General features: G+C 62.5%; 24 protein-coding genes. 14 read left to right on the top strand and 10 right to left on the bottom strand.

The window, feature by feature from the left end:
* The first annotated feature begins 8 nt into the window (after positions 1 to 8).
* From ACN9MO_RS23905 to ACN9MO_RS23865, 9 genes are all read left to right on the top strand, one after another.
* Positions 9 to 740, top strand: coding sequence for a DeoR family transcriptional regulator (locus tag ACN9MO_RS23905; protein ID WP_057249198.1), 732 nt, complete (start codon positions 9 to 11; stop codon positions 738 to 740).
* A 178-nt stretch (positions 741 to 918) separates the two neighbouring features.
* Positions 919 to 1,932 (top strand): deoxyribose-phosphate aldolase, encoded by a 1,014-nt coding sequence (deoC, locus tag ACN9MO_RS23900; RefSeq protein WP_112996928.1) that lies wholly within the window; start codon positions 919 to 921, stop codon positions 1,930 to 1,932.
* Positions 1,933 to 1,937: 5 nt separating this feature from the next.
* Positions 1,938 to 4,322, top strand: coding sequence for an aldehyde dehydrogenase family protein (locus ACN9MO_RS23895; protein ID WP_113132674.1), 2,385 nt, complete (start codon positions 1,938 to 1,940; stop codon positions 4,320 to 4,322).
* A gap of 135 nt (positions 4,323 to 4,457) precedes the next feature.
* Positions 4,458 to 4,910 (top strand): RbsD/FucU family protein, encoded by a 453-nt coding sequence (locus ACN9MO_RS23890; protein ID WP_057249195.1) that lies wholly within the window; start codon positions 4,458 to 4,460, stop codon positions 4,908 to 4,910.
* Between the two features lie 105 nt (positions 4,911 to 5,015).
* On the top strand, positions 5,016 to 5,948 hold the full coding sequence (gene rbsK, locus ACN9MO_RS23885; RefSeq protein ID WP_112996930.1) for a ribokinase: 933 nt from the start codon (positions 5,016 to 5,018) through the stop codon (positions 5,946 to 5,948).
* Positions 5,945 to 6,820, top strand: a complete 876-nt coding sequence (locus tag ACN9MO_RS23880; RefSeq protein ID WP_057249193.1) for a carbohydrate ABC transporter permease — start codon at positions 5,945 to 5,947, stop codon at positions 6,818 to 6,820. The genes rbsK and ACN9MO_RS23880 overlap by 4 nt, the downstream gene beginning before the upstream one ends.
* Complete coding sequence (locus tag ACN9MO_RS23875; RefSeq protein WP_057249192.1) at positions 6,817 to 7,845, top strand: carbohydrate ABC transporter permease; 1,029 nt, start codon at positions 6,817 to 6,819, stop codon at positions 7,843 to 7,845. The genes ACN9MO_RS23880 and ACN9MO_RS23875 overlap by 4 nt, the downstream gene beginning before the upstream one ends.
* A gap of 41 nt (positions 7,846 to 7,886) precedes the next feature.
* On the top strand, positions 7,887 to 9,341 hold the full coding sequence (locus ACN9MO_RS23870; protein ID WP_112996932.1) for an ABC transporter substrate-binding protein: 1,455 nt from the start codon (positions 7,887 to 7,889) through the stop codon (positions 9,339 to 9,341).
* Between the two features lie 130 nt (positions 9,342 to 9,471).
* Entirely contained in the window at positions 9,472 to 10,563 is a 1,092-nt protein-coding gene (locus ACN9MO_RS23865) for a sn-glycerol-3-phosphate ABC transporter ATP-binding protein UgpC (RefSeq protein WP_112996933.1), read from the top strand.
* A gap of 39 nt (positions 10,564 to 10,602) precedes the next feature.
* On the opposite strand, the gene ACN9MO_RS23860 is transcribed toward ACN9MO_RS23865, so the two are convergent.
* The 5 genes from ACN9MO_RS23860 to ACN9MO_RS23840 all read right to left on the bottom strand — a co-directional run bounded on the left by ACN9MO_RS23860 (position 10,603) and on the right by ACN9MO_RS23840 (position 14,667).
* Entirely contained in the window at positions 10,603 to 11,109 is a 507-nt protein-coding gene (locus ACN9MO_RS23860; RefSeq protein WP_112996934.1) for a GAF domain-containing protein, read from the bottom strand.
* 77 nt (positions 11,110 to 11,186) lie between these two features.
* On the bottom strand, positions 11,187 to 11,927 hold the full coding sequence (locus ACN9MO_RS23855) for an ABC transporter ATP-binding protein (protein WP_112997018.1): 741 nt from the start codon (positions 11,925 to 11,927) through the stop codon (positions 11,187 to 11,189).
* Positions 11,924 to 12,757 (bottom strand): ABC transporter ATP-binding protein, encoded by an 834-nt coding sequence (locus tag ACN9MO_RS23850; protein WP_425988029.1) that lies wholly within the window; start codon positions 12,755 to 12,757, stop codon positions 11,924 to 11,926. The genes ACN9MO_RS23855 and ACN9MO_RS23850 overlap by 4 nt, the downstream gene beginning before the upstream one ends.
* Positions 12,757 to 13,662, bottom strand: a complete 906-nt coding sequence (locus ACN9MO_RS23845) for an ABC transporter permease (protein WP_058325015.1) — start codon at positions 13,660 to 13,662, stop codon at positions 12,757 to 12,759. The genes ACN9MO_RS23850 and ACN9MO_RS23845 overlap by 1 nt, the downstream gene beginning before the upstream one ends.
* Positions 13,663 to 13,674: 12 nt before the next feature.
* Positions 13,675 to 14,667 (bottom strand): ABC transporter permease, encoded by a 993-nt coding sequence (locus tag ACN9MO_RS23840; protein ID WP_425988203.1) that lies wholly within the window; start codon positions 14,665 to 14,667, stop codon positions 13,675 to 13,677.
* Positions 14,668 to 14,863: 196 nt separating this feature from the next.
* Here ACN9MO_RS23840 and ACN9MO_RS23835 point away from each other — a divergent pair, with 196 nt between their 5' ends.
* From ACN9MO_RS23835 to ACN9MO_RS23825, 3 genes are all read left to right on the top strand, one after another.
* Positions 14,864 to 15,544: a helix-turn-helix domain-containing protein gene (locus tag ACN9MO_RS23835; protein WP_057249186.1), complete on the top strand. Its 681-nt coding sequence runs from the start codon at positions 14,864 to 14,866 to the stop codon at positions 15,542 to 15,544.
* A gap of 10 nt (positions 15,545 to 15,554) precedes the next feature.
* Complete coding sequence (locus tag ACN9MO_RS23830) at positions 15,555 to 17,144, top strand: ABC transporter substrate-binding protein (RefSeq protein ID WP_112996937.1); 1,590 nt, start codon at positions 15,555 to 15,557, stop codon at positions 17,142 to 17,144.
* 128 nt (positions 17,145 to 17,272) lie between these two features.
* Entirely contained in the window at positions 17,273 to 17,701 is a 429-nt protein-coding gene (locus ACN9MO_RS23825) for an OsmC family protein (RefSeq protein WP_112996938.1), read from the top strand.
* A gap of 75 nt (positions 17,702 to 17,776) precedes the next feature.
* On the opposite strand, the gene ACN9MO_RS23820 is transcribed toward ACN9MO_RS23825, so the two are convergent.
* The 5 genes from ACN9MO_RS23820 to ACN9MO_RS23800 all read right to left on the bottom strand — a co-directional run bounded on the left by ACN9MO_RS23820 (position 17,777) and on the right by ACN9MO_RS23800 (position 21,232).
* A complete protein-coding gene (locus tag ACN9MO_RS23820) occupies positions 17,777 to 19,072 on the bottom strand; it encodes an MFS transporter (RefSeq protein ID WP_058325011.1) in 1,296 nt (431 codons plus the stop codon).
* A 123-nt stretch (positions 19,073 to 19,195) separates the two neighbouring features.
* Positions 19,196 to 19,591 (bottom strand): MarR family winged helix-turn-helix transcriptional regulator, encoded by a 396-nt coding sequence (locus ACN9MO_RS23815; RefSeq protein ID WP_058325010.1) that lies wholly within the window; start codon positions 19,589 to 19,591, stop codon positions 19,196 to 19,198.
* A gap of 59 nt (positions 19,592 to 19,650) precedes the next feature.
* A complete protein-coding gene (locus ACN9MO_RS23810; RefSeq protein ID WP_112997020.1) occupies positions 19,651 to 20,178 on the bottom strand; it encodes a GNAT family N-acetyltransferase in 528 nt (175 codons plus the stop codon).
* A gap of 52 nt (positions 20,179 to 20,230) precedes the next feature.
* Positions 20,231 to 20,752 carry a hypothetical protein gene (locus tag ACN9MO_RS23805; RefSeq protein WP_112996939.1) on the bottom strand — a complete coding sequence of 174 codons (522 nt, stop codon included), beginning with the start codon at positions 20,750 to 20,752 and terminating at the stop codon, positions 20,231 to 20,233.
* 54 nt (positions 20,753 to 20,806) lie between these two features.
* On the bottom strand, positions 20,807 to 21,232 hold the full coding sequence (locus ACN9MO_RS23800) for an Lrp/AsnC family transcriptional regulator (protein ID WP_043613515.1): 426 nt from the start codon (positions 21,230 to 21,232) through the stop codon (positions 20,807 to 20,809).
* Positions 21,233 to 21,324: 92 nt separating this feature from the next.
* Here ACN9MO_RS23800 and ACN9MO_RS23795 point away from each other — a divergent pair, with 92 nt between their 5' ends.
* Together ACN9MO_RS23795 and ctlX are read left to right on the top strand one after the other, a co-directional pair.
* Positions 21,325 to 22,407, top strand: coding sequence for an ornithine cyclodeaminase (locus ACN9MO_RS23795; RefSeq protein WP_425988200.1), 1,083 nt, complete (start codon positions 21,325 to 21,327; stop codon positions 22,405 to 22,407).
* Between the two features lies 1 nt (position 22,408).
* The gene (ctlX, locus tag ACN9MO_RS23790; protein WP_112996941.1) at positions 22,409 to 23,380 is read left to right on the top strand and encodes a citrulline utilization hydrolase CtlX; all 972 of its coding nucleotides are present in this window, start codon (positions 22,409 to 22,411) and stop codon (positions 23,378 to 23,380) included.
* Positions 23,381 to 23,390: the final 10 nt, after the last annotated feature.

The following is a 23,390-nucleotide window of genomic DNA, read 5'->3' as shown; positions in this document are numbered from 1 at the left end:
AAGTAACCATGGTCAGCCGCAAGACAGCCCGCATCATCCAGCTCGCCGACGCGCTTTCGGGGCGGAGAGTTCTGCATCTGCGTGACGCTGCGGCCTTGCTTGGCGTCTCGGAAATGACGATCCGCCGCGACGTTGCCGACAATCCCGGTCAGTTCGCCTTTCTCGGGGGGCATATTGTGCCGGCGGGAGAGATTGAGCCCGATACGCCCTATGAACTGGCGCGCGAGGCCGACAGCCATGCCGCGGCCAAGCGCGAGGCCTGCGTCCATGCTGCCCGCCACATTTGTCCTGACGAGACCATTTTCATCGATTGCGGCACCACGCTGGAATACCTCGTCGATCTCATTCCGGAAAATTATTCAATAACTGCAGTGTGTTATTCGCTGAACGTGGCGGAGAAGCTGACGCACAAGCCAAATGTGCGGATCGTCATGCTGGGCGGCGTCTATCACCCGTCATCGGCATCCTTCTCTGGCAATTCCGGGCTGGAGACGCTGGATTCGCTCGGTATCAATGTCGCCTTCCTGTCGGCGGCCGGTGTCGATCCGGGCCGTGGTGCCACCTGCGTCCATTTTCACGAAGTATCGGTGAAGCAGAAGGTCATTTCACTTGCCCGCGAGAGCCACCTCGTCATCGACCTCAGCAAGATCGGCAAGCTGAAGCCGGCGTTTTTCGCACCCCTTCATGTCTTTCGCTCTGTCATTACCGAAGAGGGCGAAACCCTGGTGCCGGCGCAGTAATCGCGACCGGATCAAAAATATTACGAATTCGTCAAAATCCGGACGCTTCGCTTGACACCCTCAATATTTGATGGAATAGTCACAAAAAATCGGTAGAAAAATAACAAAATTGACGATCTCCACGGCTGCGCCCTGGGTGTAGAGTTGTGCCGTGACAGGGAGTTCAAGGAGCCATCGCTTGGAAGACCTAGCTGTGAAGTCAGGCGCGTCGAAAGTCGTGCCATCGCCGGCGGCGGGCCATAACTGGCCGCGTAACAACGGCATCGATCTCGATCTTGGTTGGGTGCTTGACCAGCGCGTCAACCTGTCTGCCGCCGAACGCCGCGTTGCGACGCTGCCGGGCCGCCGTACCGTCAAGAAGGACGCGCAGGCCGCCTGGCTGCTGAAGGCCGTCACCTGTATCGATCTCACCACGCTTAATGGCGACGATACGACGGAGCGCGTCAAGCGCCTCTGCGCCAAGGCGCGGCAGCCCGTGCGCCAGGATATCCTCGATGCGATTGGCATGGGCGGCCGCGGCATCACGACCGGTGCGGTCTGCGTCTATCATCGTTTCGTTTCGACCGCCGTCGAGGCGCTTGACGGTTCGGGCATTCCCGTCGCCGCGGTTTCCACCGGCTTTCCGGCCGGTCTCATTCCGCATGACGTCAAGCTGCGCGAAATCGAAGCGTCCGTCGCCGATGGCGCCAAGGAAATCGACATCGTCATCACCCGCGAGCATGTGCTCACCGGCAACTGGCAGGCGCTCTATGACGAGATGCGTGACTTCCGTGCCGCCTGCGGCGATGCCCATGTGAAGGCCATCCTCGCAACCGGCGATCTGAAGACGCTGCGCAATGTTGCGCGCGCTTCGCTCGTCTGCATGATGGCGGGTGCCGATTTCATCAAGACCTCGACCGGCAAGGAAGGCGTCAACGCCACGCTTCTGGTAACGCTCGTCATGCTGCGCATGATCCGCGCCTATCAGGAACAGACCGGCCTCAAGGTCGGCTACAAGCCGGCCGGCGGCATTTCCGCGGCCAAGGACATCCTGAACTACCAGTTCCTGATGAAGGACGAACTCGGCCGCGAATGGCTCGAGCCGGATCTCTTCCGCATCGGTGCGTCGAGCCTGCTTGCCGACATCGAGCGGCAGCTCGAACACCACGTGACCGGCGCCTACTCGGCCCTCAACCGACACCCGATTGGATGATCCCGATGACTGTCGCAAGGTTTTTTGACGAAATGTCCTATGGTCCAGCGCCCGAAGCCGACACGGAAGCCCGCCAGTGGCTGGCACGCCACAAGGGCGAATTCGGCCACTTCATCAACGGCGCCTTTGTCGCGTCTGCTTCCGGCAAGACCTTCGAGACGAACGAGCCGGCAACCGGCAAGCTTTTGGCGAAAATCGCGCTCGGCGGTTCCAAGGACGTCGACGACGCCGTTGCCGCCGCCCGCAAGGCGCAAGGGCCCTGGGCGAAGCTGCCGGGCCATGCCCGCGCCCGCCATCTCTATGCGCTCGCCCGCATGATCCAGCGCCATGCGCGTCTGATCGCGGTGGTTGAGGCGATCGACAACGGCAAGCCGATCCGCGAAACCCGCGACATCGATATCCCGCTTGCCGCCCGCCACTTTTATCATCACGCCGGCTGGGCGCAGCTGCAGGAAACCGAATTTGCCGACCAGGTGCCGGTCGGCGTCGTCGGCCAGGTCATCCCCTGGAACTTCCCGTTCCTGATGCTCGCCTGGAAGGTCGCGCCGGCTCTGGCGCTCGGCAATACCGTCATCCTGAAGCCGGCGGAATTCACGCCGCTAACGGCGTTGCTCTTCGCTGAACTTGCTGCCGCTGCCGGTCTGCCGGCCGGTGTGCTCAACGTCGTGACCGGCGAAGGCGAGACCGGCGCGCTGATCGTCGAGCATTCGGATATCGACAAGATCGCCTTTACCGGCTCGACCGAGGTCGGCCGCCTCATCCGCGAGCGTACGGCCGGCACCGGCAAGTCGCTGACGCTCGAACTCGGCGGCAAGTCGCCCTTCATCGTCTTTGACGATGCTGATATCGACGGTGCCGTCGAAGGGGTTGTCGATGCCATCTGGTTCAACCAGGGCCAGGTCTGCTGCGCCGGTTCGCGCATCCTCGTGCAGGAAGGCGTGGCACCGCTCTTTTACGAACGCCTGAAGCGCCGCATGCAGACGTTGCGCGTCGGTCACCCGCTCGACAAGGCGATCGACATGGCGGCAATCGTCGCGCCGGTGCAGTTGCAGCGCATTGAAAGCCTGGTCGCCAAGGGCGTCGCCGAAGGAGCAGCCCTGCACCAGCCGTCGATCGAACTGCCGAAGGGTGGCAGCTTCTATCCGCCGACCTTGCTGACCGGCGTGCAGCCGACCTCGATCGTCGCGACCGAAGAGATCTTCGGCCCCGTCGCCGTCTCGATGACCTTCCGCACGCCGGAAGAGGCGATCCAGCTGGCCAACCACACGCGCTACGGCCTTGCCGCCAGCGTCTGGAGCGAGACCATCGGTCTGGCGTTGCATGTTGCGGCGAAGCTTGCTGCCGGCGTCGTCTGGGTCAACGCCACCAATCTCTTCGACGCGTCCGCCGGTTTCGGCGGCAAGCGCGAGTCCGGCTTCGGCCGCGAGGGCGGTCGCGAAGGCTGCTATGAATATCTGAAGCCCAAGGCATGGCTCGGCCGCAAGCTCAGGGCGGCGGTTGCCGAACCGACGCTGAAGCCGGTCGCTGGCGAGTTTGCCATGCCGACCGTCGACCGCACTGCCAAACTCTACATCGGCGGCAAGCAGGCGCGGCCGGACGGCAATTACAATCGCAACGTTCTTTCGCCCAAGGGCAAGGTGCTCGGCGAGGTCGGCGAGGGCAATCGCAAGGATATCCGCAACGCCGTCGTCGCGGCGCAGGCGGCATCCGTCTGGTCCTCGGCAACGACGCACAACCGCGCCCAGATCCTCTATTACATCGCCGAAAACCTCAGCGGTCGCGCCGATGAGTTCGCCGACCGCATCGCTGACATGACCGGTGCCTCGGCCGCCAACGCCAAGGCGGAGGTCGAGGCCTCGATCGCGCGCCTCTTCACCTACGGCGCCTGGGCGGACAAGTACGAAGGTGCCATTCACCAGCCGCCGCTGCGCGGCGTCGCGCTCGCCATGCCCGAAGCCATCGGCGTCGTCGGCGTCATCTGCCCGCCGGAAGCGCCGCTTCTCGGCATGGTCAGCCTCGTAGCGCCGCTGATTGCCGTCGGCAACCGCGTCGTCGTCGTCCCGAGCGAGCCGCATCCCTTGGCTGCGACCGATTTCTACACGGTTCTGGAAACGTCTGACGTTCCGGCCGGCGTGGTCAACATCGTCACCGGTTCGGCGCTTGAGCTGGCAAAGACGCTCGCAAGCCACAACGACGTCGATGCCCTCTGGGCCTTCGGTACGCCGGAGCTATCGACGCAGGTCGAGATGCTTTCGGCCGGTAACCTGAAGCGTACCTTCGTCGACTACGGCAAGGCGACGAACTGGCTCGATCGCGATGCGGCGGAGGGCCCGGCCTATCTGCGTCGCGCGACCGACGTCAAGAACATCTGGATCCCCTACGGCGAGTAAGGGACCCGCCATGCGCGAGGCGGGGGGAGCCGGCTTGCGCGATGGACATTTGAACAGTTGGGGAGACGCGTTTCTCCCGAGAGCGGAAACGCATATGGCGCGGCTGCGACGGCATGGCGCCTGGAGGAGGACTGTATGCTGAAGAATATCGACCCGGCTCTGAACGCTGATGTGCTGCATGCACTCAGATCCATGGGGCACGGGGACACGCTGGTCATATCCGACACCAATTTCCCGTCCGACTCTATCGCCCGCAAGACGACGCTCGGCACGCTGCTGCGGATCGACAATGTCTCGGCGGCGCGTGCGGTCGAAGCGGTGCTTTCCGTGCTGCCGCTCGATACGCCGCTGCAGCCTTCCGCAGGCCGCATGGAGGTCATGGGTGCGCCCGACGAAGTCTTGCCGGTGCAGCAGGAGGTCCAGGCCGTGATCGATAGCGCCGAGGGAAGACCGGCGCCGATGTACGGCATCGAGCGCTTCAAGTTCTACGAGGAAGCAAAAAAGGCCTATTGCGTGATCACCACGGGTGAAACGCGGTTCTACGGCTGCTTCCTCTTCACCAAGGGCGTGATCCCGCCCAAGACCTAAGCGAACCGCCTGCGCGATCGCCGCGCAGTGTTAGACGACACATGAAATCGCGAGAGATTGCCTGGGCACGCCGTTCCTGCGGTGCGGTCGCAGGGGGAGGCTTGAATGAAGGTTGGTGTTTCGATCCTGGGTATCTTCGTGGCCGATACGGCCTATCTGGCGCGGCGCATGCCGGTTGTCGGTGAAACGATTACCGGCAGCGGCTTTTCCGTCGGACCAGGCGGCAAGGGCTCGAACCAGGCGGTTGCCTGCGCCCGAGCCGGCAGCCCGGTTTCCTTCATTTCGAAGCTAGGCCGCGACACCTTCGGCGAGATGGCGCTGCGCACCTATGCCGAAGCCGGCGTGACGCCGAAGATCGTGCAGATGGACGATCTGCCGACGGGGGCTGCCTTCATCTACGTCAACGACCAGAACGGCGAAAACGCCATTATCGTCTATCCGGGTGCTGCAGGCTCGATCGGAGTCGATGACGTCGAAGCCGCTCGGGAAACGATAGAGGCGTCGCGCATCTTCGTGACCCAATTGGAGCAGCCGGTCGCGGCAGCTCAGCGCGCGCTCGAGATCGCGCGCGCCGCCGGCGTCACCACCGTCTTCAATCCGGCTCCGGCCGAACCCTTCCCGGACGCAATCTATCCGCTCTGCGACTATCTCGTGCCGAACGAAACCGAGGCGGCAGCCATCGTCGGCTTTTCGTTGTCCTCCGAGGACGACATTCGTCGCGCTGGTGACGTGCTGCTGAAGAAGGGTGCCGGAACGGCGCTGATCACGCTCGGCGAACGCGGCGTGCTCTATCACAACCACGAGCAGTCGGTGCTGGTGCCGGCGATCGCCAGCGGGCCGGTGATCGACACGACCGGGGCAGGGGATGCTTTTGTCGGCGGCTTCTCTGCAGCGCTGGCGCGGGATCTCGCGCCGGTTGAGGCCGTGCGCTTCGGTTGCGCGACGGCCGGCATCGCGGTTACCCGCCGCGGCACGGCGCCCGCCATGCCGACGCTTGGCGAGATCGAGGCGCTTCTGGCGAGAGGGGCGGCCGCATGACGCGCAACGACCCGATCAAGCACTTCTTCATCTGGCCGGCGCTCCTCATCGTCCTTTTGATCTCGATCTTTCCGCTCGTCTATTCGCTGACGACCAGCTTCATGAGCATGCGGCTCGTGCCGCCGACGCCGGCGCGTTTCGTCGGCTTCGGCAACTACATCGACCTCCTGCAAAACCCGCGCTTCTGGCATGTGGCAGGCACGACGACGCTGATCGCCTTCATCTCCGTCGGGCTGCAATATGTGATCGGTCTCTCGGTGGCGCTGGCACTGAATTCGCGGGTTCCGGGCGAGGGGATCTTCCGCGTGAGTTTCCTGTTGCCGATGCTGGTGGCACCGGTTGCCGTCGCGCTGATTGCCCGCCAGGTGCTCAATCCGACGATGGGGCCGCTCAACGAGCTGATGACTGCGCTCGGATTTCCCAATCTGCCTTTCCTCACGCAGACGAGCTGGGCGCTCGGCTCGATCATCGCCGTCGAGGTCTGGCAGTGGACGCCGTTCGTCATCCTCATGCTGCTTGCCGGGTTGCAGACCCTGCCGGATGATGTCTACGAGGCAGCCGCGCTCGAAAACGCCACGCCCTGGCAGCAGTTTCGCGACATCACCTTTCCGATGCTGTTGCCGATCTCGGTCGCCGTCGTCTTCATCCGCCTGATCGAGAGCTACAAGATCATCGACACGGTCTTCGTCATGACCGGCGGCGGGCCGGGGATTTCGACCGAGACGCTGACGCTCTTTGCCTATCAGGAAGGCTTCAAGAAGTTCAATCTCGGCTACACGTCGGCGCTCTCCTTCCTGTTCCTGATCGTCATCACCGTGATCGGCCTCGTCTATCTCGCGATCCTCAAGCCCTATCTGGAGAAGCACAAATGAGCGTGCGCACTCTCAAGGGAAAACGGCGCTGGCTGGCGCTCGGCGGCTGCCTCGTCTGGCTCGCCATCACCTTCTTTCCGCTCTACTGGGTGCTGATCACCTCGTTCAAGACGCCGATCGCCGTCGTCGGCGGCCCGACCTATCTGCCTTTCGTCGACTTCGAGCCGAGCCTGACAGCCTGGAGCGAGCTACTGTCGGGCCAGCGCGGTCAGTTTTTCAACACCTTCCTGGCGTCGACGATCATCGGTCTTTCGGCATCGATCGCCGCGACATTCATTGGCGCCATGGCGGCCTATGCGCTGGTGCGCTTCACCTTCCGCTTCCGTCTGCTCTCGGCGCTAATCTTCGTGGCGATCGCCTTCGGCGGCTTCCTTGTCGGGCGCCATGTGCTTGGCTACGGCCAGGGGATTTCGCTAATCTACGCCTTTGTCGCAGCGCTTGCGCTTGCGGTGATCTCGAGCCGCTTTCGTCTGCCTGGGCCGGAACTCGGCAACAACGACATCGTTTTCTGGTTCGTCAGTCAGCGCATGTTCCCGCCGATCGTCGCCGCTTTCGCGCTCTACCTGATGTACACGGAGATGGGCAAACTCGGCTTCAAGCTGGTCGACAGCTACATCGGCCTGACCTTCGCCTACATCGCCTTCTCGCTGCCGATCGTCATCTGGCTGATGCGCGACTTCTTCGAGGCGCTGCCGGTCGAAGTCGAGGAAGCGGCGATGGTCGACAACGTGCCGTCCTGGCGGATCTTCTTCGGCATCGTGCTGCCGATGTCGAAGCCGGGGCTGATCGCCACCTTCATGATCACGCTCGCCTTCGTCTGGAACGAGTTTCTCTTCGCGCTGTTCCTGACCAATTCCAAATGGCAGACGCTGCCGATCCTCGTCGCCGGCCAGAATAGCCAGCGCGGCGATGAATGGTGGGCGATCTCCGCTGCCGCTCTCGTTGCCATCATCCCGATGATGGTCATGGCCGGGCTTTTGAGCCGGCTCATGCGCTCCGGCCTGCTACTCGGAGCGATCAAGTAAACCAACCACTTTGGCATGTATTCATTCACAGGGAGGATAGAATGAGGAAATTGCTACTGGCATCTGCATCTCTCGGCGCACTCGCGATGGGGAGCGCGGGAACGGCGCTTGCCTGCGAACCGGACTACACCGGCGTCGAGCTGACGGCAACGACACAGACCGGCCCCTATATCGCCTCGGCGCTGCAACTCGCGGCCAAAGGCTGGGAGGAAAAGACCTGCGGTAAGGTCAAGGTCGTCGAGTTTCCGTGGTCGGAACTCTACCCGAAGATCGTGACGTCGCTGACCTCTGGTGAAGACGCGTTCGACGTGATTGCCTTTGCGCCTGCCTGGGCGCCTGATTTCACCGACTTCCTGTCGGAAATGCCGGCCGACATGCGCAAGGGCGCCGATTGGGAGGATATCGCGCCTGTCTATCGCGAACAGCTGATGGTCTGGAACGGCAAGGTGCTGTCCCAGACGATGGACGGCGACGCCCACACCTACAGCTACCGCATCGATCTCTTTGAGAACGCCGACAACCAGAAGGCGTTCAAGGCGAAGTACGGCTACGACCTGGCGCCGCCGAAGACCTGGAAGCAATATCTCGACATCGCCGAATACTTCAACCAGCCGACCAACAACCTCTGGGGTACGGCCGAAGCCTTCCGTCGCGGCGGCCAGCAGTTCTGGTTCCTGTTCAGCCACGTTGCCGGATATACCAGCCACCCGGACAATCCCGGCGCCATGTTCTTCAATCCGGAGACGATGGACGCCCAGGTCAACAATCCCGGCTGGGTTCGTGGCCTCGAGGAGTACATACGCGCCTCGAAACTCGCGCCGCCGAACGCGCTGAACTTCTCCTTCGGTGAAGTGAACGCCGCCTTCGCCGGCGGGCAAGTGGCGGAATCGATCGGCTGGGGCGATACCGGCGTCATCGGCGCGGACCCGAAGCAGTCTAAGGTCGCGGGCAATGTCGGCTCGGCGCCATTGCCGGGATCGGACGAGATCTGGAATTACAAGACCAAGAAGTGGGACAAGTTCGACCATGTCGTCCAGACCTCGTTCATGGCCTTCGGCGGCTGGCAGGCGGCGGTTCCAGCGACATCGACGAAGCAGGAAGCGGCCTGGAACTATATCCAGTATCTGACGAGCCCGGCCGTCTCCGGCCAGGCGGCAATCACCGGCGGCACCGGGGTCAACCCCTATCGCATCTCGCACACGACGAACCTCGATCTCTGGTCGAAGATCTTCTCCGAGCGTGAAGCGAAGGAATATCTCGGCGCGCAGAAAGATGCGGTGACCGCCAAGAACATCGCGCTCGACATGCGCCTGCCCGGCTACTTCTCCTACACGGAAGTGCTGGAGATCGAACTCTCCAAGGCGCTTGCCGGCGAAGTGACGCCGCAACAGGCGCTCGATAGCGTCGCCGAGCAGTGGAACAAGCTGACCGACGAATTCGGCCGTGACAAGCAGCTTGCCGCCTATCGCGCATCGATGGGGCTGCCCCAGGAATAAAGGCAACCGAGGGCCCGCCCCGAGGCAATCGGGGCGGGCCTTTTGATACCGGTGGTCGGTCTTGTTCGGATCGTCCACTCAATGTCCCGGACGCCACGCGCCGGGTACCGTCAGCAGCAAAGGCTTCCGCATGTCACAGGTCCGACTGGAGCAGATCACCAAGTCCTTCGGGAACGTCACCGTCATTCCGCCGCTCGATCTTCAGATCGCCGATCGCGAATTCGTCGTGCTCGTCGGGCCGTCCGGTTGCGGCAAGACGACGACCCTTCGGATGATTGCCGGCCTCGAAACGGCGTCGTCGGGTTCGATCAATATCGGCGACCGCGACGTCACGGAGCTGCGGCCGGGCCTGCGCAATTGCTCGATGGTGTTTCAGAACTACGCGCTCTATCCGCACATGACGGTCGCCGAAAACATCGGCTACGGCATGAAGGTGCGGGGCACGCCCAAGGCCGAGATCGACAAGGCGGTCGCAGACGCGGCGCGAATTCTCAATCTCGGTGCATACCTTGCTCGCAAGCCGAGCGCACTTTCCGGCGGCCAGCGCCAGCGCGTGGCGATCGGCCGAGCGATCGTGCGCCAGCCCGATGTCTTCCTCTTCGACGAGCCGCTGTCAAATCTGGATGCCAAGCTGCGCATCGAAATGCGCACCGAAATCAAACTGTTGCATCGGCGTCTTCAGACAACGGCCGTTTACGTCACGCACGACCAGGTGGAAGCGATGACCATGGCCGACCGCGTCGTCGTCATGAACCAGGGCCGCATCGAACAGGCGGCCGATCCGATTACGCTTTACGAAGCGCCGGCCAATCTCTTCGTCGCCGCCTTCATCGGCGCGCCCAGCATGAATTTCATCGAGGGCCGGCTCGAGCGCGGCGATGGCGGGCTCACATTCAGGGCGGAAGGCGATGTTGCTATTGCGGTTCCGGAGAGCCGCGTGGAAAGGCTTGGTGCCTTTGTCGGCAAGGACGTCGTGCTTGGCATCCGTCCGGAGCATACGATGGCAACGGATGCCGGAGCGCCGACCGTGAAGCTCACTGTGCGGGATGTCGAGCCGCTTGGGCCGCACACGCTGGCGCTCGGCAAGGTGGGGCAAGGCGCCTTCACCGCACAGGTTCACGCAGCTTCACGTATCGGCCCTGACGATCAGATCGAAGTGCCGATCGAGGCGCAAAAGATGCATTTCTTCCTGAAGGAAAGCGGCATGGCGATCGGCCGCTGACGGAGAGGCCGAAGGCGGCGGGGCCTTCGGCCAGCCTTGTTACTTCTGCTCGGCGCGCGCGGCGGCGAGGAATGCGAGCTTCGCCGGCATTTCCAGATGCTTGGAGAGTGCCACGCGTACCGGGGTGTAGTGGTGCTCGACGTCGAGGCAGTTGACCGTGCCGAGCAGTTCGCCGCCGACCACGACCGGAATGTTGGCAACCGAACCGCAGCCGAGCGACCAGATGGTTTCGTGGTCGCCGAAGACCTTGGAGATGTCGACGATGGTGTTGGCGACGAAGGTCTGGTGCGCCTTGTGCACGATGTCGAACCAGCTGTCGTAGCGGATCGGCTTGGTGCCGGAGGTCGGGTATTCCGCGGGGTGCGAGGTGTAGGCGCGGCGGGCGACTTCGTTGACCATGTCGACCGTCATGATGGTGAAAAGCTTGGCGCCGATCACCTGGCGGCAAAGCGTCTGCAGCGCGGTCCATACCGCGTCGGCATCGGTTGTCTTGGCAATCGCCGCGTCGAATTCCGCCAGCGCGGCAGCGATCTGTTCACTGTTCATGCTATGTCCTTGGAGTTACTCGGTATTTTAGAACGGTACGCGAGCGGAGGACCGCGCGCGTCGTTTATCGTCCCGCTCTAGTTGGCATGCGCGGCGCTGATCTGCATCAGCTCACGCGAATAGGGATCCTTGAGGTCGCCGCGCTTGAGATCGGCAACGTCGGCCACTTCGACGATGCGGCCCTGCCGCATGACGGCGAGCCGATCGCAAAGGAACGAGACGACGGCCAGATTGTGGGTGACCATCAGGAAGGTGAGGTTCTGCTCGCGCCTGAGGCGCTTCAGCAGATTAAGAATTTCGGCCTGGACCGAGACGTCGAGCGCCGAGGTCGGCTCGTCGAGCAGCAGCACCTTCGGCTTCAGCATCAGCGCACGAGCAATCGCCACACGCTGGCGCTGGCCGCCCGAAAGCTGGTGCGGGAAGCGGAAGCGGAACTTGCGATCGAGACCGACCGAGGCCATGACTTCCTCGATCCGCGCATTGCGGTCGCCGATGCCATGGATGGTCAAGGCTTCTCCGAGCGTCGCATCGACGGTCTTGCGCGGGTGCAGCGAGCCATAGGGGTCCTGGAACACCATCTGGCACTGGCGCGAGAATGCACGGTCGATGCCGTGGCCGCGGGGCGAGCCGAGCACCGTGATTTCTCCTGACCATTCCGGCGCAAGACCGGCAATCGCCTTCAATACGGTCGATTTGCCCGAACCGCTTTCGCCGACGAGGGCAAAGCTCTCGCCGTCGGCGATGTCGAGATTGACGTCGTGGGTGATCTGCACATCACCATAGGAGATGTCGAGGTTCTTGAGAGAGAGCGCGGTCATGCCTTGGCCCATGCGCTGCGGTCGAGCACCGGCAGCTCGTCCCGTGTTTCATCGAGGCGCGGAATGGAGGCGATCAGCCCGCGCGTATAGGGATGTTTCGCCGCCATCAGCTCACCGGCCTTGCACTCCTCGACCACCTCGCCGGTGTTCATCACGAGGATGCGGTCGCAGTAGCTGGAGACGAGGTTCAGGTCGTGGCTGATGAAGATCAGCCCCATGCCCTTGCGCTTCACCAGTTCGTCGATGATGTCGAGCACCTGCGCCTGCACGGAAACGTCGAGCGCCGAGGTCGGCTCGTCTGCGATCAGCAGGTCCGGCTCGGGGATCAGCATCATCGCGATCATCACCCGTTGCCCCATGCCGCCCGAGACTTCATGCGGATAGAGCCGGGCGACGCGTTCCGGATCGGCGATGCGCACCGATTCCAGCATCGCGAGCATGCGGTTGTTGACCTCACGGCGCGGCAGCTTCTGGTGCGTCAGCAACGCTTCGGCAATCTGCTCGCCGATGGTCATGACCGGGTTTAGCGAGAACTTCGGGTCCTGCATCACCATGGAGATGCGGGCGCCGCGAATGGCGCGCATCTGCCGTTCGGACTGTTTCAACAGGTCGATGCCGTCGAAGACGAGCTTGTCGGCGGTGACGCGACCCGGCGCCCGGATCAGCTGCAGGATCGAGCGGCCGGTCATTGATTTTCCCGAGCCGCTTTCGCCGACGATGCCCAAGCGCTCGCGGCCGACTGTGAAGGAGATGCCGCGTACCACTTCGAGGTCGCCACGGGGGGTCGGGAAGGTGACGCGCAGCTTTTCGATTTCGAGAAGATTGCTCATCAGCGCTGCTCCCCGCTCTTCGGATCCAGCACGTCGCGCAGGCCATCGCCCAGGAAGCAGAAGCCGAGGCTGACGAGAATGATGGCAAAGCCCGGCATGGTTGCGACCCACCACTGGTCGAGAATGAACGAACGGCCACGTGAGATCATCGCGCCCCATTCGGGAAGCGGCGGCTGGGCGCCAAGACCGATGAAGCCGAGGCCGGCGGCCGTCAGGATGATGCCTGCCATGTCGAGCGTGACGCGGACGATCATCGAGGAGGTGCAGAGCGGCAGCACGTGGCCGAGATTGACGCGCAGGCTCGAAGCGCCGAGTAGCCGCACCGCCGAAATGAACTCGGAGTTCTTGAAGGTCAGCGTCTCTGCACGGGCGACACGGGCGTAGCCCGGCCAGGAGGTGATGGCGATGGCGATGATCGCATTTTCGATGCCGGGGCCGAGGGCCGCGACGAAAGCAAGCGCCAGGATCAGCTTCGGCAGCGACAGGAAGATGTCGGTGATGCCCATGAGGATACGATCGACCCAGCCGCCGAAATAGCCGGCGGCAACGCCGATCACCAGGCCGGCGGGGGCTGCAAGCACGGCAACGAGCGTGACGATCGCAAGCGTGATGCGCGCGCCGTAGACGACGCGGGACCAGATGTCGCGGCCGAGTTCGTCGGTCCCCATCCAGTGGGCGCCACTCGGCGGCAGCAGGCGTTCGCCGAGCGATTGGCGCAGCGGATCATGGGTGGCGAGCCAAGGCGCGAACAGAGCGGTCAACACCAGGGCCAGGATGATGATAGCGCCGACGACGGCAAGCGGATTGCGCATCAGCGCGCCGAAGATGCGGTAGAAACGTCCGAGGCGGGCCTGCATCGGCGAGGCGGGGCTGTCGTCGATCAGCCAGTCGCGAAGTGTGGTCATGTCCGCCTCCTCTTAGCGTGCACGCGGATCGAGCACGCGATAGAGCACGTCCGAAATCTTGTTGATGCCGATGAAGACCGCACCGATGACGAGGGTCGAGCCGAGCACGGCCGACATGTCGGCGTTGAGCAGGGCGACGGTCAGGTAGTTGCCGATGCCCGGCCAGGAGAAGATCGTCTCGATCATGACGGAGCCTTCGAGCAGGCCGGCATAGGAAAGGCCGATGACGGTGATCAGCGGCACGCGGATCGGCCGGAAGGCGTGGCGCCAGATGACGAGGCGCTCCGGCACGCCCTTGACCCGCGCGGTGGTGACATATTCCTGGCTCAACTGGTCGAGCATGAAGGAGCGGGTCATGCGGGCGATATAGGCAAGCGAGAAAAAGCCGAGGCAGGAGGCCGGAAGGATCAGGTGCCACACGGCGTTGCGGAAGATCTCCCATTCGCCGACGATGATGCTGTCGATGAGGATCAGCCCTGTGATGGGAGAAACCATGCCGTCATAGAAGATATCGACGCGTCCCGGACCGCCGACCCAATTCAACCGTGCATAGAAGACGGCGAGACCGACAAGGCCGAGCCAGAAGGCGGGCACCGAATAGCCGAGCAGGCCGATGACGCGGATGCCCTGATCGAGCCACGAGCCGCGGCGGGCGGCTGCAAAAACGCCGAGTGGGACGCCGATGAGCACGCCGAGGATGATGCCGAGTGTCGCCATCTCGAGCGTCGCCGGGAAGACGCGGGCAAGGTCTTCGATAACCGGCTTGCCGGTGGAAACCGAGGTGCCAAAATTGCCGGTGGCGACATCGCCGACATAGCTGACGAACTGGGTGATCAGCGGCTGGTCGAGCCCCATTTCCTGACGGACGCGCTCATAGACCGCAACGGGCGCGCGGTCGCCGACGACAGCGAGAACCGGGTCGATCGGCACGATGCGGCCGATGAAGAAGGTGATCGCGAGCAGGCCAAGGAAGGTTATCGCGAGCGTAACCAGGAAGCCCGCCAATGAGCTAAGGCGCTGCCGGCTCCGGCTAGGTCTGGAGGCGCGGCGTACCGGCGTTGCTGCTGTGGTGCTGTCATTTGCCACGTGGCGATTCCATCCCTCTTCGCTTGCGGTCTGTCCTGTCGATACCGCAAAAATTCGCTTGGAGTATATAAATAAGTTTGCTTAAATCAAAAAAATTTTACTGGGGGAGGAGAGCGTGAGCGTTCCGTCGGATGACGAAGCCACGTCCGGGAAAAGCACCGGGGCAGGGCAGCCGAAGGTGGGCGCGCTGGTGCGCGCGCGTCGGCGGCAGATGCATATGACGCTGCAGGCGCTGAGCGATGCGGCGGGCGTTTCCGTCGGTTATCTCAGCCAGATCGAGCGCGATCTCGCCATGCCCTCGCTTGGCACGCTGGCCCAGATTGCCCAGGGGCTCGGCGCCGAGCTCAACCACTTCATCCTCGCCCCGGCGATCGATACCGGCCTCTCGCGCGCCGAGGGGCGCATGGTGTTTTCGGTCGGCGGCTCGCCGGTTTCCTATGAGCGGATCGGCGCCGATTTTGCCGGCAACCAGCTTTCGAGCTTCGTCATCACCATTCCGCCGGGACACCGTTCCGAGGTCTTCAGTCATGAGGGCGAGGAGCTCGTCTACATGCTCGAAGGGGAGATCCTGTTCGGGCTCGACGGCGACGAGACCACGCTTTCCCCGGGCGACGGCCTGCATTTCCGCGGCATCCAGCCTCACTTTTGGTGGAACAAGACCGACAAGCCCGTGCGGCTGATCTGGACCGGCACGCTGCCGCTCTTCCGCTTGCGGGCATCGCAATCCAACGAGACCGGCGCGCCGCAAAAGGCGCTGAAGCCGGCGATGACAAAAACCAAGCCTCATCGAAAATAGGAGAATGATGATGAGAATGTTCAAGGCCGCGGTGTTCGCGGCGTCCCTGATGATGAGCGTAGCGCCGGCGGCGCTCGCCGAAACGCCGGCGGAAGTGCTGGTCGTGGCGCAGAACATCGACGACATCGTCAGCATCGATCCGGCCGAAGCCTACGAGTTTTCTTCGGGCGAATACGTCACCCAGACCTATGACCGCCTGGTGCAGTACGATGCGCCTGATGTGAAGAAGCTGGCGCCGGGCCTTGCCTCCGAATGGACGGCCGACGATGCCGCCAAGACGATCACCTTCACGCTGCGCGATGGGGTCACCTTCACCTCCGGCAACCCGCTGCGCGGCGAAGACGTCGTCTATTCCTTCAAGCGCGTCGTCGTTCTCAACAAGGCGCCTGCCTTCATCCTGACGCAGCTTGGCTGGACGCCTGAAAACATCGACAAGATGGTGACGGCCAACGGCAACAAGGTCACGATCAAGTATGAAGGCGACTTCTCGTCGGCCTTCGTTCTGAACGTTCTCGCCGCCCGCCCGGCTTCGGTCGTCGATGCCGAGACCGTCAAGGCCAATGAGGCCGATGGCGACTTCGGTAATGCGTGGCTCAAGGCCAATTCGGCCGGCACCGGTCCCTTCGTGCTGAAGGCCTTCCGCGCCGGCGAGCTCCTGAACCTGCAGAGCAACCCGAACTATTTCGGTGGCGCTCCGGCAATCAAGGGCGTGATCATCCGTCACGTGGCCGAAGCTGCAACGCAGCAGCTGATGCTGCAGACCGGCGACGTCGACATGGCCAAGAACCTGACGCCGGACCAGGTTTCGGGTCTCGAAGGCAAGGACGGCGTGAAGGTCGAATCCTACCCGCAGGCCGCCGTGCACTTCCTGTCGTTCAACCAGAAGAACGCAGCCCTGCAGCCGGAAGCCGTCTGGGAAGCCGCCCGCTACCTCGTGGACTACAAGGGCATGACCGACAGCTTCCTGAAGGGTCAGATGGAAGTTCACCAGGCCTTCTGGCCGAAGGGCTTCCCGGGCTCGCTCGATGAGACGCCCTACAGCTACGACGTCGAAAAGGCGAAGAAGATCCTCGCTGACGCCGGTATCAAGACGCCGATCAAGGTAACCCTCGACGTCATCAACTCGACGCCGTTTACCGACATGGCACAGTCGCTGCAGGCATCGTTCGCCGAAGCCGGCATCAACTTCGAGATCATCCCGGGCACCGGCAGCCAGGTGATCACTAAGTACCGTGCGCGTACCCACGAAGCCATGCTGCTCTATTGGGGCCCCGACTTCATGGACCCGCATTCGAACGCCAAGGCCTTCGCCTATAACGAAGACAATGCCGACGACAAGTATCAGTCGACGACCACGTGGCGTAACGGCTGGGCTGTGCCGGCCGAACTCAACGAAGCGACCAAGGCAGCACTCAAGGAAGCCGATCCGGCCAAGCGCGATGCGCTCTATGTCGACCTGCAGCGCAAGGTGCAGGAAAAGTCGCCGATCGTGATCATGTTCCAGGCCGCGACCCAGGTTGCAATGAAGGACAAGGTCGAGGGCTACGTCAATGGCGCGACGTCGGACTTCGTGTTCTACCGCCTGGTGAAGAAGAACTGATCGAGCATCGCTCTTGCGCCGTTCTTCAAAGGCGCACATATCAACGCCCTGGGCCTTGCGGCCCGGGGCGACGTGTTTCTGCCGACAACGATGGTGTCGGTTCCGAGAATTCTGGGAAGGTTTGCGAGATGGCGGATGTGAAAGTGAGAACGCGTGAAACCGGTGCAACGGCCGTGGTCGGCAGAACCGGCTTTCCGCATGTGACTTCGGTGACCGGCGGCGAACTCGATATCGTTACCGGCCCGTCGCAGGCGGGTTACGGCCCGCTCGATCTGCTTTACGCCTCGCTCGCAAGCTGCCTGGTCTTGAGCGCCCGCATTGCCGCCAGCCGCTATGGCGTGCTCGACCGGTTGACGGAGGTAAGTGCCAAGGTGACCGGCGAGAAGGCCCATGACGAACCCTCTCGCGTAGCCAAGTTCAACATCGTCTTCGACATCAAAGGCGATTTCGACGATGCGGTCCGTCATGCGATCGCGGAAGCCGCCGAAAACGAGATCTGCACCGTCAGCAACACCATTCGCGGCAATCCGGAATTCGTGACTGAGTTCAGTCACTGACGGTCCAAGGTCTAAACATCAAGGGCGGGTGCCACCGGCAGCCCGCCCTTTTTGCGCACAACTATGGGGAAGAACTCAGGCCGGCTGCGGCACCAGCGCCTCCGGCTGGCGCCGGCCGATCGTCAGGACTAGCAGGGCGGCGACGATGCAGAGCATTCCGGCGGCGATCAGCGCCGGCGCGTAGGTTTCGAGCGACGTCCGGCTTGCGCCAGCGAGGAAGGTCGCACTGGCGGCGCCGAGCTGATGGCCGGTAAAAACCCAGCCGAAGACGAGACCGGCCCGTTCCGGGCCGAAGCGTTCGGCCGAGAGCTTCACGGTCGGCGGAACCGTCGCGACCCAGTCCAGGCCGTAGAAGATCGCGAAGATCGACAGCGTGTAGATGTTGAAGCCGCTGAACGGCAGGAACATCAGCGAGAGACCACGCAGGCCATAGAACCAGAAGAGCAGCCAGCGGTTGTCGTAGCGATCCGAAAGCCAGCCGGAGCCGACGGTCCCGATGAGATCGAACACGCCGATCAGCGCCAGGAGGCTGGCCGCGGCGACGGCGGCAATACCCACATCACCGCAGATCGAAACCCAATGGGTCTGGATCAGGCCGTTGGTGCTGAAACCGCAGACGAAGAAGGTGGCGAACAACACCCAGAAGGTGTTGGTCTTCGCGGCGTCGGAAAGCGCCCTGATCGGTGCCATCAGCAGAGCCCCGAAGCTCTTTGCCTTCGGCGCCGCCGGCACCATCTGTTTCGAGCCGAAGGGCGCGAGGCCGAGATCACCAGGGCGATCCTGCATCAGCAACAGGACCAGTGTGAGGGCTGCCATGAGGATGACGATGATCAGCGTCAGTGCCGAGCGCCAGCCGATCGTTTCCGTGAGAGACGCGAGCAGCGGCAGGAACACCAGCTGCCCCGTGGCGTTGCTGGCAGTCATCAGTCCCACGACGAGCCCGCGTCGCTTGTCGAACCAGCGTGTCGCGACCGTCGCGCCGAGAACCAGCGCCGTCATGCCGGTGCCGACGCCCAACACCACGCCCCAGATCGCGACCAGGTGCCAGAGCTCCGTCATGTAGAAGGAGGCGGCGATGCCGGCGATGATCAGGACCAGCGCCGCGGAAACGACCGGGCGTACCCCGAAGTGGTTCATGAACGATGCTGCGAACGGTCCGAGCAGACCGAACAGGCAAAGGCGGATCGCCAGCGCCAGCGAGATCTGGGCATTCGACCAGCCGAACTCGGTTTCAAGCGGCTTGATCAGCACGCCGGCCGAGCCCATCGCTCCCGCAGTCGACAGCATGACCAGGAAGGTGACGGCGGCCACAGCCCAGCCGTAATGGATATTGCGTTTGGCTAGATAACGCGCAAGCGCCGGACCGAGCATAGTCGACTTCCTTTCGTCCGTGTTTTCGGGTGTGCGAGAACGCTGCGCGGGCTTTCGGAGCGCAGGTCGCAGGTTGAATTGTTGTTTTGCAGTTTGCTGACGGTTCCTGGCAGGCCAGGTTGTCTAGAGCGCCAGAAGCAGGTCCTCTAGCTGGGCGGCCGCGTCGGTCCCCAGTCGCGCCTCGATCTTGTCCTGTGCGGCCTGCCAGAGCGGTGCGCCGTCAATGAGAATCCGATGGCCGTTTTCCGTAAGTTCGACAACGGCCTCCCTCTGATCTTTCCCGCTTCCGGTTGCCGCCAACCCCATTCCTTCCAGCACCTTGACGTTGCGGCTGACCGTCGAGCGTTCGAGTTCGATCTTGCGGCCAAGTTCGGTCATCGAGATCGGCTCATCGCGCGCGATGTGCCGAAGCAAGCTGAACTGGGCGAGGTTGAGACCGATCGGCTGCAGCGCGTCGTCGTAGACCGACGTCACTCTCCGGGTGGCTTTGCGTAAAAGGGCACAGTAGCAACGAGACATGATGTGTGTATATACACGCAATATCCCGACGTCAAGTCCGCGATCGCGGAAGCACCGTTTTAAGCGTTGTCAGCGACGGACCGATTTAGGCGAAAATGTAGGATGTTGTTCGGGTAGGCCCGGTCGCCTATCCTGAAGTGGGTCTCCCCGACCTTCTCGAAGCCGCTCGCGATGTAAAAGGCCGTGGCCTTTTCATTTTCGGCGTTCACCGCCAGCCAGGTGCTCGCCCTGCCAATGTCCGAGCAGTATTGAAGCCCCGTTTTCAGAAGCTTCCTGCCGATGCCGCGGCCGTGGTGACGGGGCTGCACATAGAGCGTCGCGATTTCAAGGTCCGAAACGATATCGACCGGCGCCCGTGAATTCGACGACATCCGCAGAAAGCCGTCGATGCCGACGGCATTCTGCGAAACCCAGATGTTCTCGTTCTCCTGATCTAGAATGTCCTTGAAGCGTGCGGCGGTGAATTGTTCCAGCGCATAATCGGCAAAGAACGCGTTGACGCCATCGCGGATATAGGTGTTGAGCCAGACTTCCAGGCTAATGGCCGCCAGGCTGGACGCATCCTCGATCGTGGCCGGTCTGGTCATCGTCTTTCCTATTGCTGCGGCAGCAAGCTGAAACATTTGGTTCGTCGGCTTCTCAGTCGACGAACGGTTCCAGTTCCTTGTCGAACTCGACCTCGACGACATTGTTGAAGAGGGCGGTCGCCACCATGATGCCGGCAAAGGCGACGAGATCGACCAGCGCCTTGGCGTCGTATCGCGCCTTAAGTTCGGACCAGATCTCCGCCGGGACGGCGTTGCTATCGACGACGACCGCACGACCGAAGGCGATCAGCCGCTGCTCGTCTTCGGTCGGAGTGACCGTGTGGAAGTCGATGCCGGCATTGGCGAAGGCGCGGCGAAAGAAACCCATGGCGATCGGCGATCGCATGGCCTCGGAAATCGCGTGTGAAAGAAACCAGATCTCGCGGTCGTTCAACGACGGGCGCAGTTCTTCGCGTAGCGTGAACCATTCCGCGTAGATGCGATGGGCGACCGGCGAATGCAAAAGTGTGCGCTTCATGTTGGTCATGCGTCCGCGCACGCGCACTTCCTCGTCATGGGCGGCGCGGATTTCGTCGGAAGCGGTGTCGTAGTCGATCTGGGGAATATGGCTCATGGGTCTTACCGGTCTTGAATGGCGCGCGGGCGGCGCGCTTGTGATGGTGGGGGATCAGACGGTGCTGAGCAGAATGCTCGTTTCGCTGTTCGATACGCCATCGACGTCGCGCACTTCGCGCAGGATGCGGTCGAAATCGCTGAGGCTGTTGGCGCGGATTTCGGCGACCAGATCCCAGCCGCCATTGGTCGTGTGCAGGGCATAAAGCTCGGGCAGCCCGCGCAGATATTTGATCACCTTGGTGGTATTGCGGCCGCTGACCTCGATCATCATGATCGCACGGATGGCGCGATCGTCATAGTCCTGACGCACGCGCAGCGTGAAGCCGAGCACGGCACCGCTTTCGAGCAGCCGGTCGATGCGCGTTTGAACCGTGGCCCGGGAAATGCCGAGCACGGCCGCGATCTTGGAGTAGGGGGCGCGGCCGTCTTCTCGCAATAGCGAGATGAGTTGGTGATCGAGGTCGTCGAAGATATGCATGAAAATTGTATAATCCGACTGCGCAAAATGCTCAATAAGGCTTTGCATATTAGGCAGGTTTAAAATTTCAACTCACTTCTTGCAAGCCTAGGCTGACTTCATCGAATTTCTCCGATGGAGTTTTAAACGTGGTTCAGTATGTCGGTGTCGGCAACGTAATCGAGCTGGTCAAATCGATCGGCATTGAGACGTTCCTTGTGGGTCTTGCGGAATACATCGAGGATGATTTCCGCCGGTGGAACGCATTCGAGAAAACGCCGCGGCTCGCGAGCCACTCGAAGACGGGCGTCATCGAGCTGATGCCGACCTCGGACGGCGAGCATTACGGCTTCAAATATGTCAACGGACACCCGAAGAACCCGAATGTCGGCCTGCAGACGGTCACCGCCTTCGGTGTTCTCTCCGATGTCAGCACCGGCTATCCCTGCCTCGTCTCCGAAATGACGATCATGACCGGTCTGCGCACGGCGGCCACCTCGGCGCTTGCCGCAAAGTACCTCGCTCGACCCGACGCCCGTTCGATGGCAATCATCGGCCTCGGCGCGCAGTCTGAATTCCAGGCGCTTGCCTTCCGTGCCCTGCTCGGAATCAAGCGGCTGCAGGTCTTCGACATCGATCCCGAAGCCGCCGAGAAGTTCTGCAACAACCTCTCGGACATGGATTTCGATATCGTCGTTGCTGCGACGGCGGAAGAGGCCGTTGCCGGTGCCGACATCATCACGACGGTGACGGCCGACAAGCGCAACGCCACAATCCTTTCCGACAACATGGTTGGCGCCGGCGTTCACATCAATGCGGTCGGCGGCGACTGCCCCGGCAAGACCGAGCTCCAGGGCGACATCCTGCGCCGTGCCGACGTCTTCGTCGAATATCCGGAGCAGACCCGCATCGAAGGCGAAATCCAGCAGATGGCGCCGGATTTCCCCGTTACCGAACTCTGGCAGGTCATCGCCGGCGACGCCGAGGGCCGCCGCAGCAACGGCCAGATCACCATCTTCGATTCCGTCGGTTTTGCCACTGAGGACTTCTCGGCACTGCGCTTCCTGCGCGACAAGATCCAGGGCACGGCGTTCTACACCGAACTCGACCTGACGACACAGCCGGAGCATCCGCGCGATCTCTACGGCCTGTTCCGGCAGCAGCCGGCCGCCTTTGCCGAGCGGAGCGTTGCATAACATGAAGAGACTGTCCGTGCAGGCGCCGAAGGGCGTCGTGATGATCCGTCCGCATCATTTCGGCCCGAATCCGATGACCGCTGAGGACAACGCCTTCCAGGCGACCGACGCGGCACGCCAGCCGTCGGCGATCGCCAAGGCCGCTTATGACGAAGTCAGCCGTATGGCTGATGGCCTCACCGGTGCAGGTGTCGCGGTGCATCTCTTCGAGGATGAAACGACGACGCGCCCCGACTCCGTCTTTCCGAACAACTGGTTCTCGACCCATTCCGGCGGCCATGTGGCGATCTATCCGATGTATTCGGAGAGCCGCCAGAGCGAGCGCCGCGTCGATATCATCGAGATGCTGAAGAACGAGTATCGCGTCCAGGACGTGATCGACTATTCCGGTCTCGAAAAGGACGGCGTCTATCTCGAAGGCACCGGCGCCATGGTGCTCGACCATATCGGTCGCGTCGCCTATGCCGCGCGCTCGAACCGCACCAACGAGGTGGCGCTGGAGCGTTTCTGCACGCACTTCAATTTCGAGCCGATGATCTTCGGCGCCGTCGATCGCAGTGGCAATTCGATCTATCACACCAATGTGCTGATGTGCATCGGCACCGACTTCGCGCTGATCGGCACCAGCATGATCCCGGATGCGGCCCGCCGCCAGGAAATCTGCGCACGGCTCGAGGAAACCGGTCGCCAGGTGATCGACCTGACGCTCGATCAGATCGAGAACTTCGCCGGCAACGCCATCGAGCTCGACGGTGCGGACGGTCGCGTGGTCGTCATGTCGGCCCGCGCGCTCGCCTCGCTCCGCCCCGATCAGATCGAGGCGCTCGAAGTCTCCGCCCGCGTGCTCGCCTTCGACGTGCCGACGATCGAGCTTGCCGGCGGTTCCGTGCGCTGCATGCTCGCCGGCGTTCATTTGTCACGAAGAGAACCGGCCGGTACGCAAAAGCTTTACGCCGCCACGTCCGATCGATAGAAGCACCTCA

It is taken from the genome of Ensifer sp. R-19 (assembly GCF_049905105.1).
In the GTDB taxonomy this organism is placed as follows: Bacteria; Pseudomonadota; Alphaproteobacteria; order Rhizobiales; family Rhizobiaceae; genus Ensifer.
The sequence above is the reverse complement of the archived record's forward strand: the minus strand, read 5'-3'. Positions and strand labels throughout refer to the sequence as shown.

Excerpts from the sequence above, each read along its gene's own strand:
- ACN9MO_RS23905 (WP_057249198.1), top strand. The coding sequence starts at position 9 with ATGGTCAGCCGCAAGACAGCCCGCATCATCCAGCTCGCCGACGCGCTT.
- ACN9MO_RS23895 (WP_113132674.1), top strand. The coding sequence starts at position 1,938 with ATGACTGTCGCAAGGTTTTTTGACGAAATGTCCTATGGTCCAGCGCCC.
- ACN9MO_RS23890 (WP_057249195.1), top strand. The coding sequence starts at position 4,458 with ATGCTGAAGAATATCGACCCGGCTCTGAACGCTGATGTGCTGCATGCA.
- rbsK (WP_112996930.1), top strand. The coding sequence starts at position 5,016 with ATGAAGGTTGGTGTTTCGATCCTGGGTATCTTCGTGGCCGATACGGCC.
- ACN9MO_RS23880 (WP_057249193.1), top strand. The coding sequence starts at position 5,945 with ATGACGCGCAACGACCCGATCAAGCACTTCTTCATCTGGCCGGCGCTC.
- ACN9MO_RS23875 (WP_057249192.1), top strand. The coding sequence starts at position 6,817 with ATGAGCGTGCGCACTCTCAAGGGAAAACGGCGCTGGCTGGCGCTCGGC.
- ACN9MO_RS23870 (WP_112996932.1), top strand. The coding sequence starts at position 7,887 with ATGAGGAAATTGCTACTGGCATCTGCATCTCTCGGCGCACTCGCGATG.
- ACN9MO_RS23865 (WP_112996933.1), top strand. The coding sequence starts at position 9,472 with ATGTCACAGGTCCGACTGGAGCAGATCACCAAGTCCTTCGGGAACGTC.
- ACN9MO_RS23860 (WP_112996934.1), bottom strand. The coding sequence starts at position 11,109 with ATGAACAGTGAACAGATCGCTGCCGCGCTGGCGGAATTCGACGCGGCG.
- ACN9MO_RS23855 (WP_112997018.1), bottom strand. The coding sequence starts at position 11,927 with ATGACCGCGCTCTCTCTCAAGAACCTCGACATCTCCTATGGTGATGTG.
- ACN9MO_RS23850 (WP_425988029.1), bottom strand. The coding sequence starts at position 12,757 with ATGAGCAATCTTCTCGAAATCGAAAAGCTGCGCGTCACCTTCCCGACC.
- ACN9MO_RS23845 (WP_058325015.1), bottom strand. The coding sequence starts at position 13,662 with ATGACCACACTTCGCGACTGGCTGATCGACGACAGCCCCGCCTCGCCG.
- ACN9MO_RS23830 (WP_112996937.1), top strand. The coding sequence starts at position 15,555 with ATGAGAATGTTCAAGGCCGCGGTGTTCGCGGCGTCCCTGATGATGAGC.
- ACN9MO_RS23825 (WP_112996938.1), top strand. The coding sequence starts at position 17,273 with ATGGCGGATGTGAAAGTGAGAACGCGTGAAACCGGTGCAACGGCCGTG.
- ACN9MO_RS23820 (WP_058325011.1), bottom strand. The coding sequence starts at position 19,072 with ATGCTCGGTCCGGCGCTTGCGCGTTATCTAGCCAAACGCAATATCCAT.
- ACN9MO_RS23815 (WP_058325010.1), bottom strand. The coding sequence starts at position 19,591 with ATGTCTCGTTGCTACTGTGCCCTTTTACGCAAAGCCACCCGGAGAGTG.
- ACN9MO_RS23810 (WP_112997020.1), bottom strand. The coding sequence starts at position 20,178 with ATGACCAGACCGGCCACGATCGAGGATGCGTCCAGCCTGGCGGCCATT.
- ACN9MO_RS23805 (WP_112996939.1), bottom strand. The coding sequence starts at position 20,752 with ATGAGCCATATTCCCCAGATCGACTACGACACCGCTTCCGACGAAATC.
- ACN9MO_RS23800 (WP_043613515.1), bottom strand. The coding sequence starts at position 21,232 with ATGCATATCTTCGACGACCTCGATCACCAACTCATCTCGCTATTGCGA.
- ctlX (WP_112996941.1), top strand. The coding sequence starts at position 22,409 with ATGAAGAGACTGTCCGTGCAGGCGCCGAAGGGCGTCGTGATGATCCGT.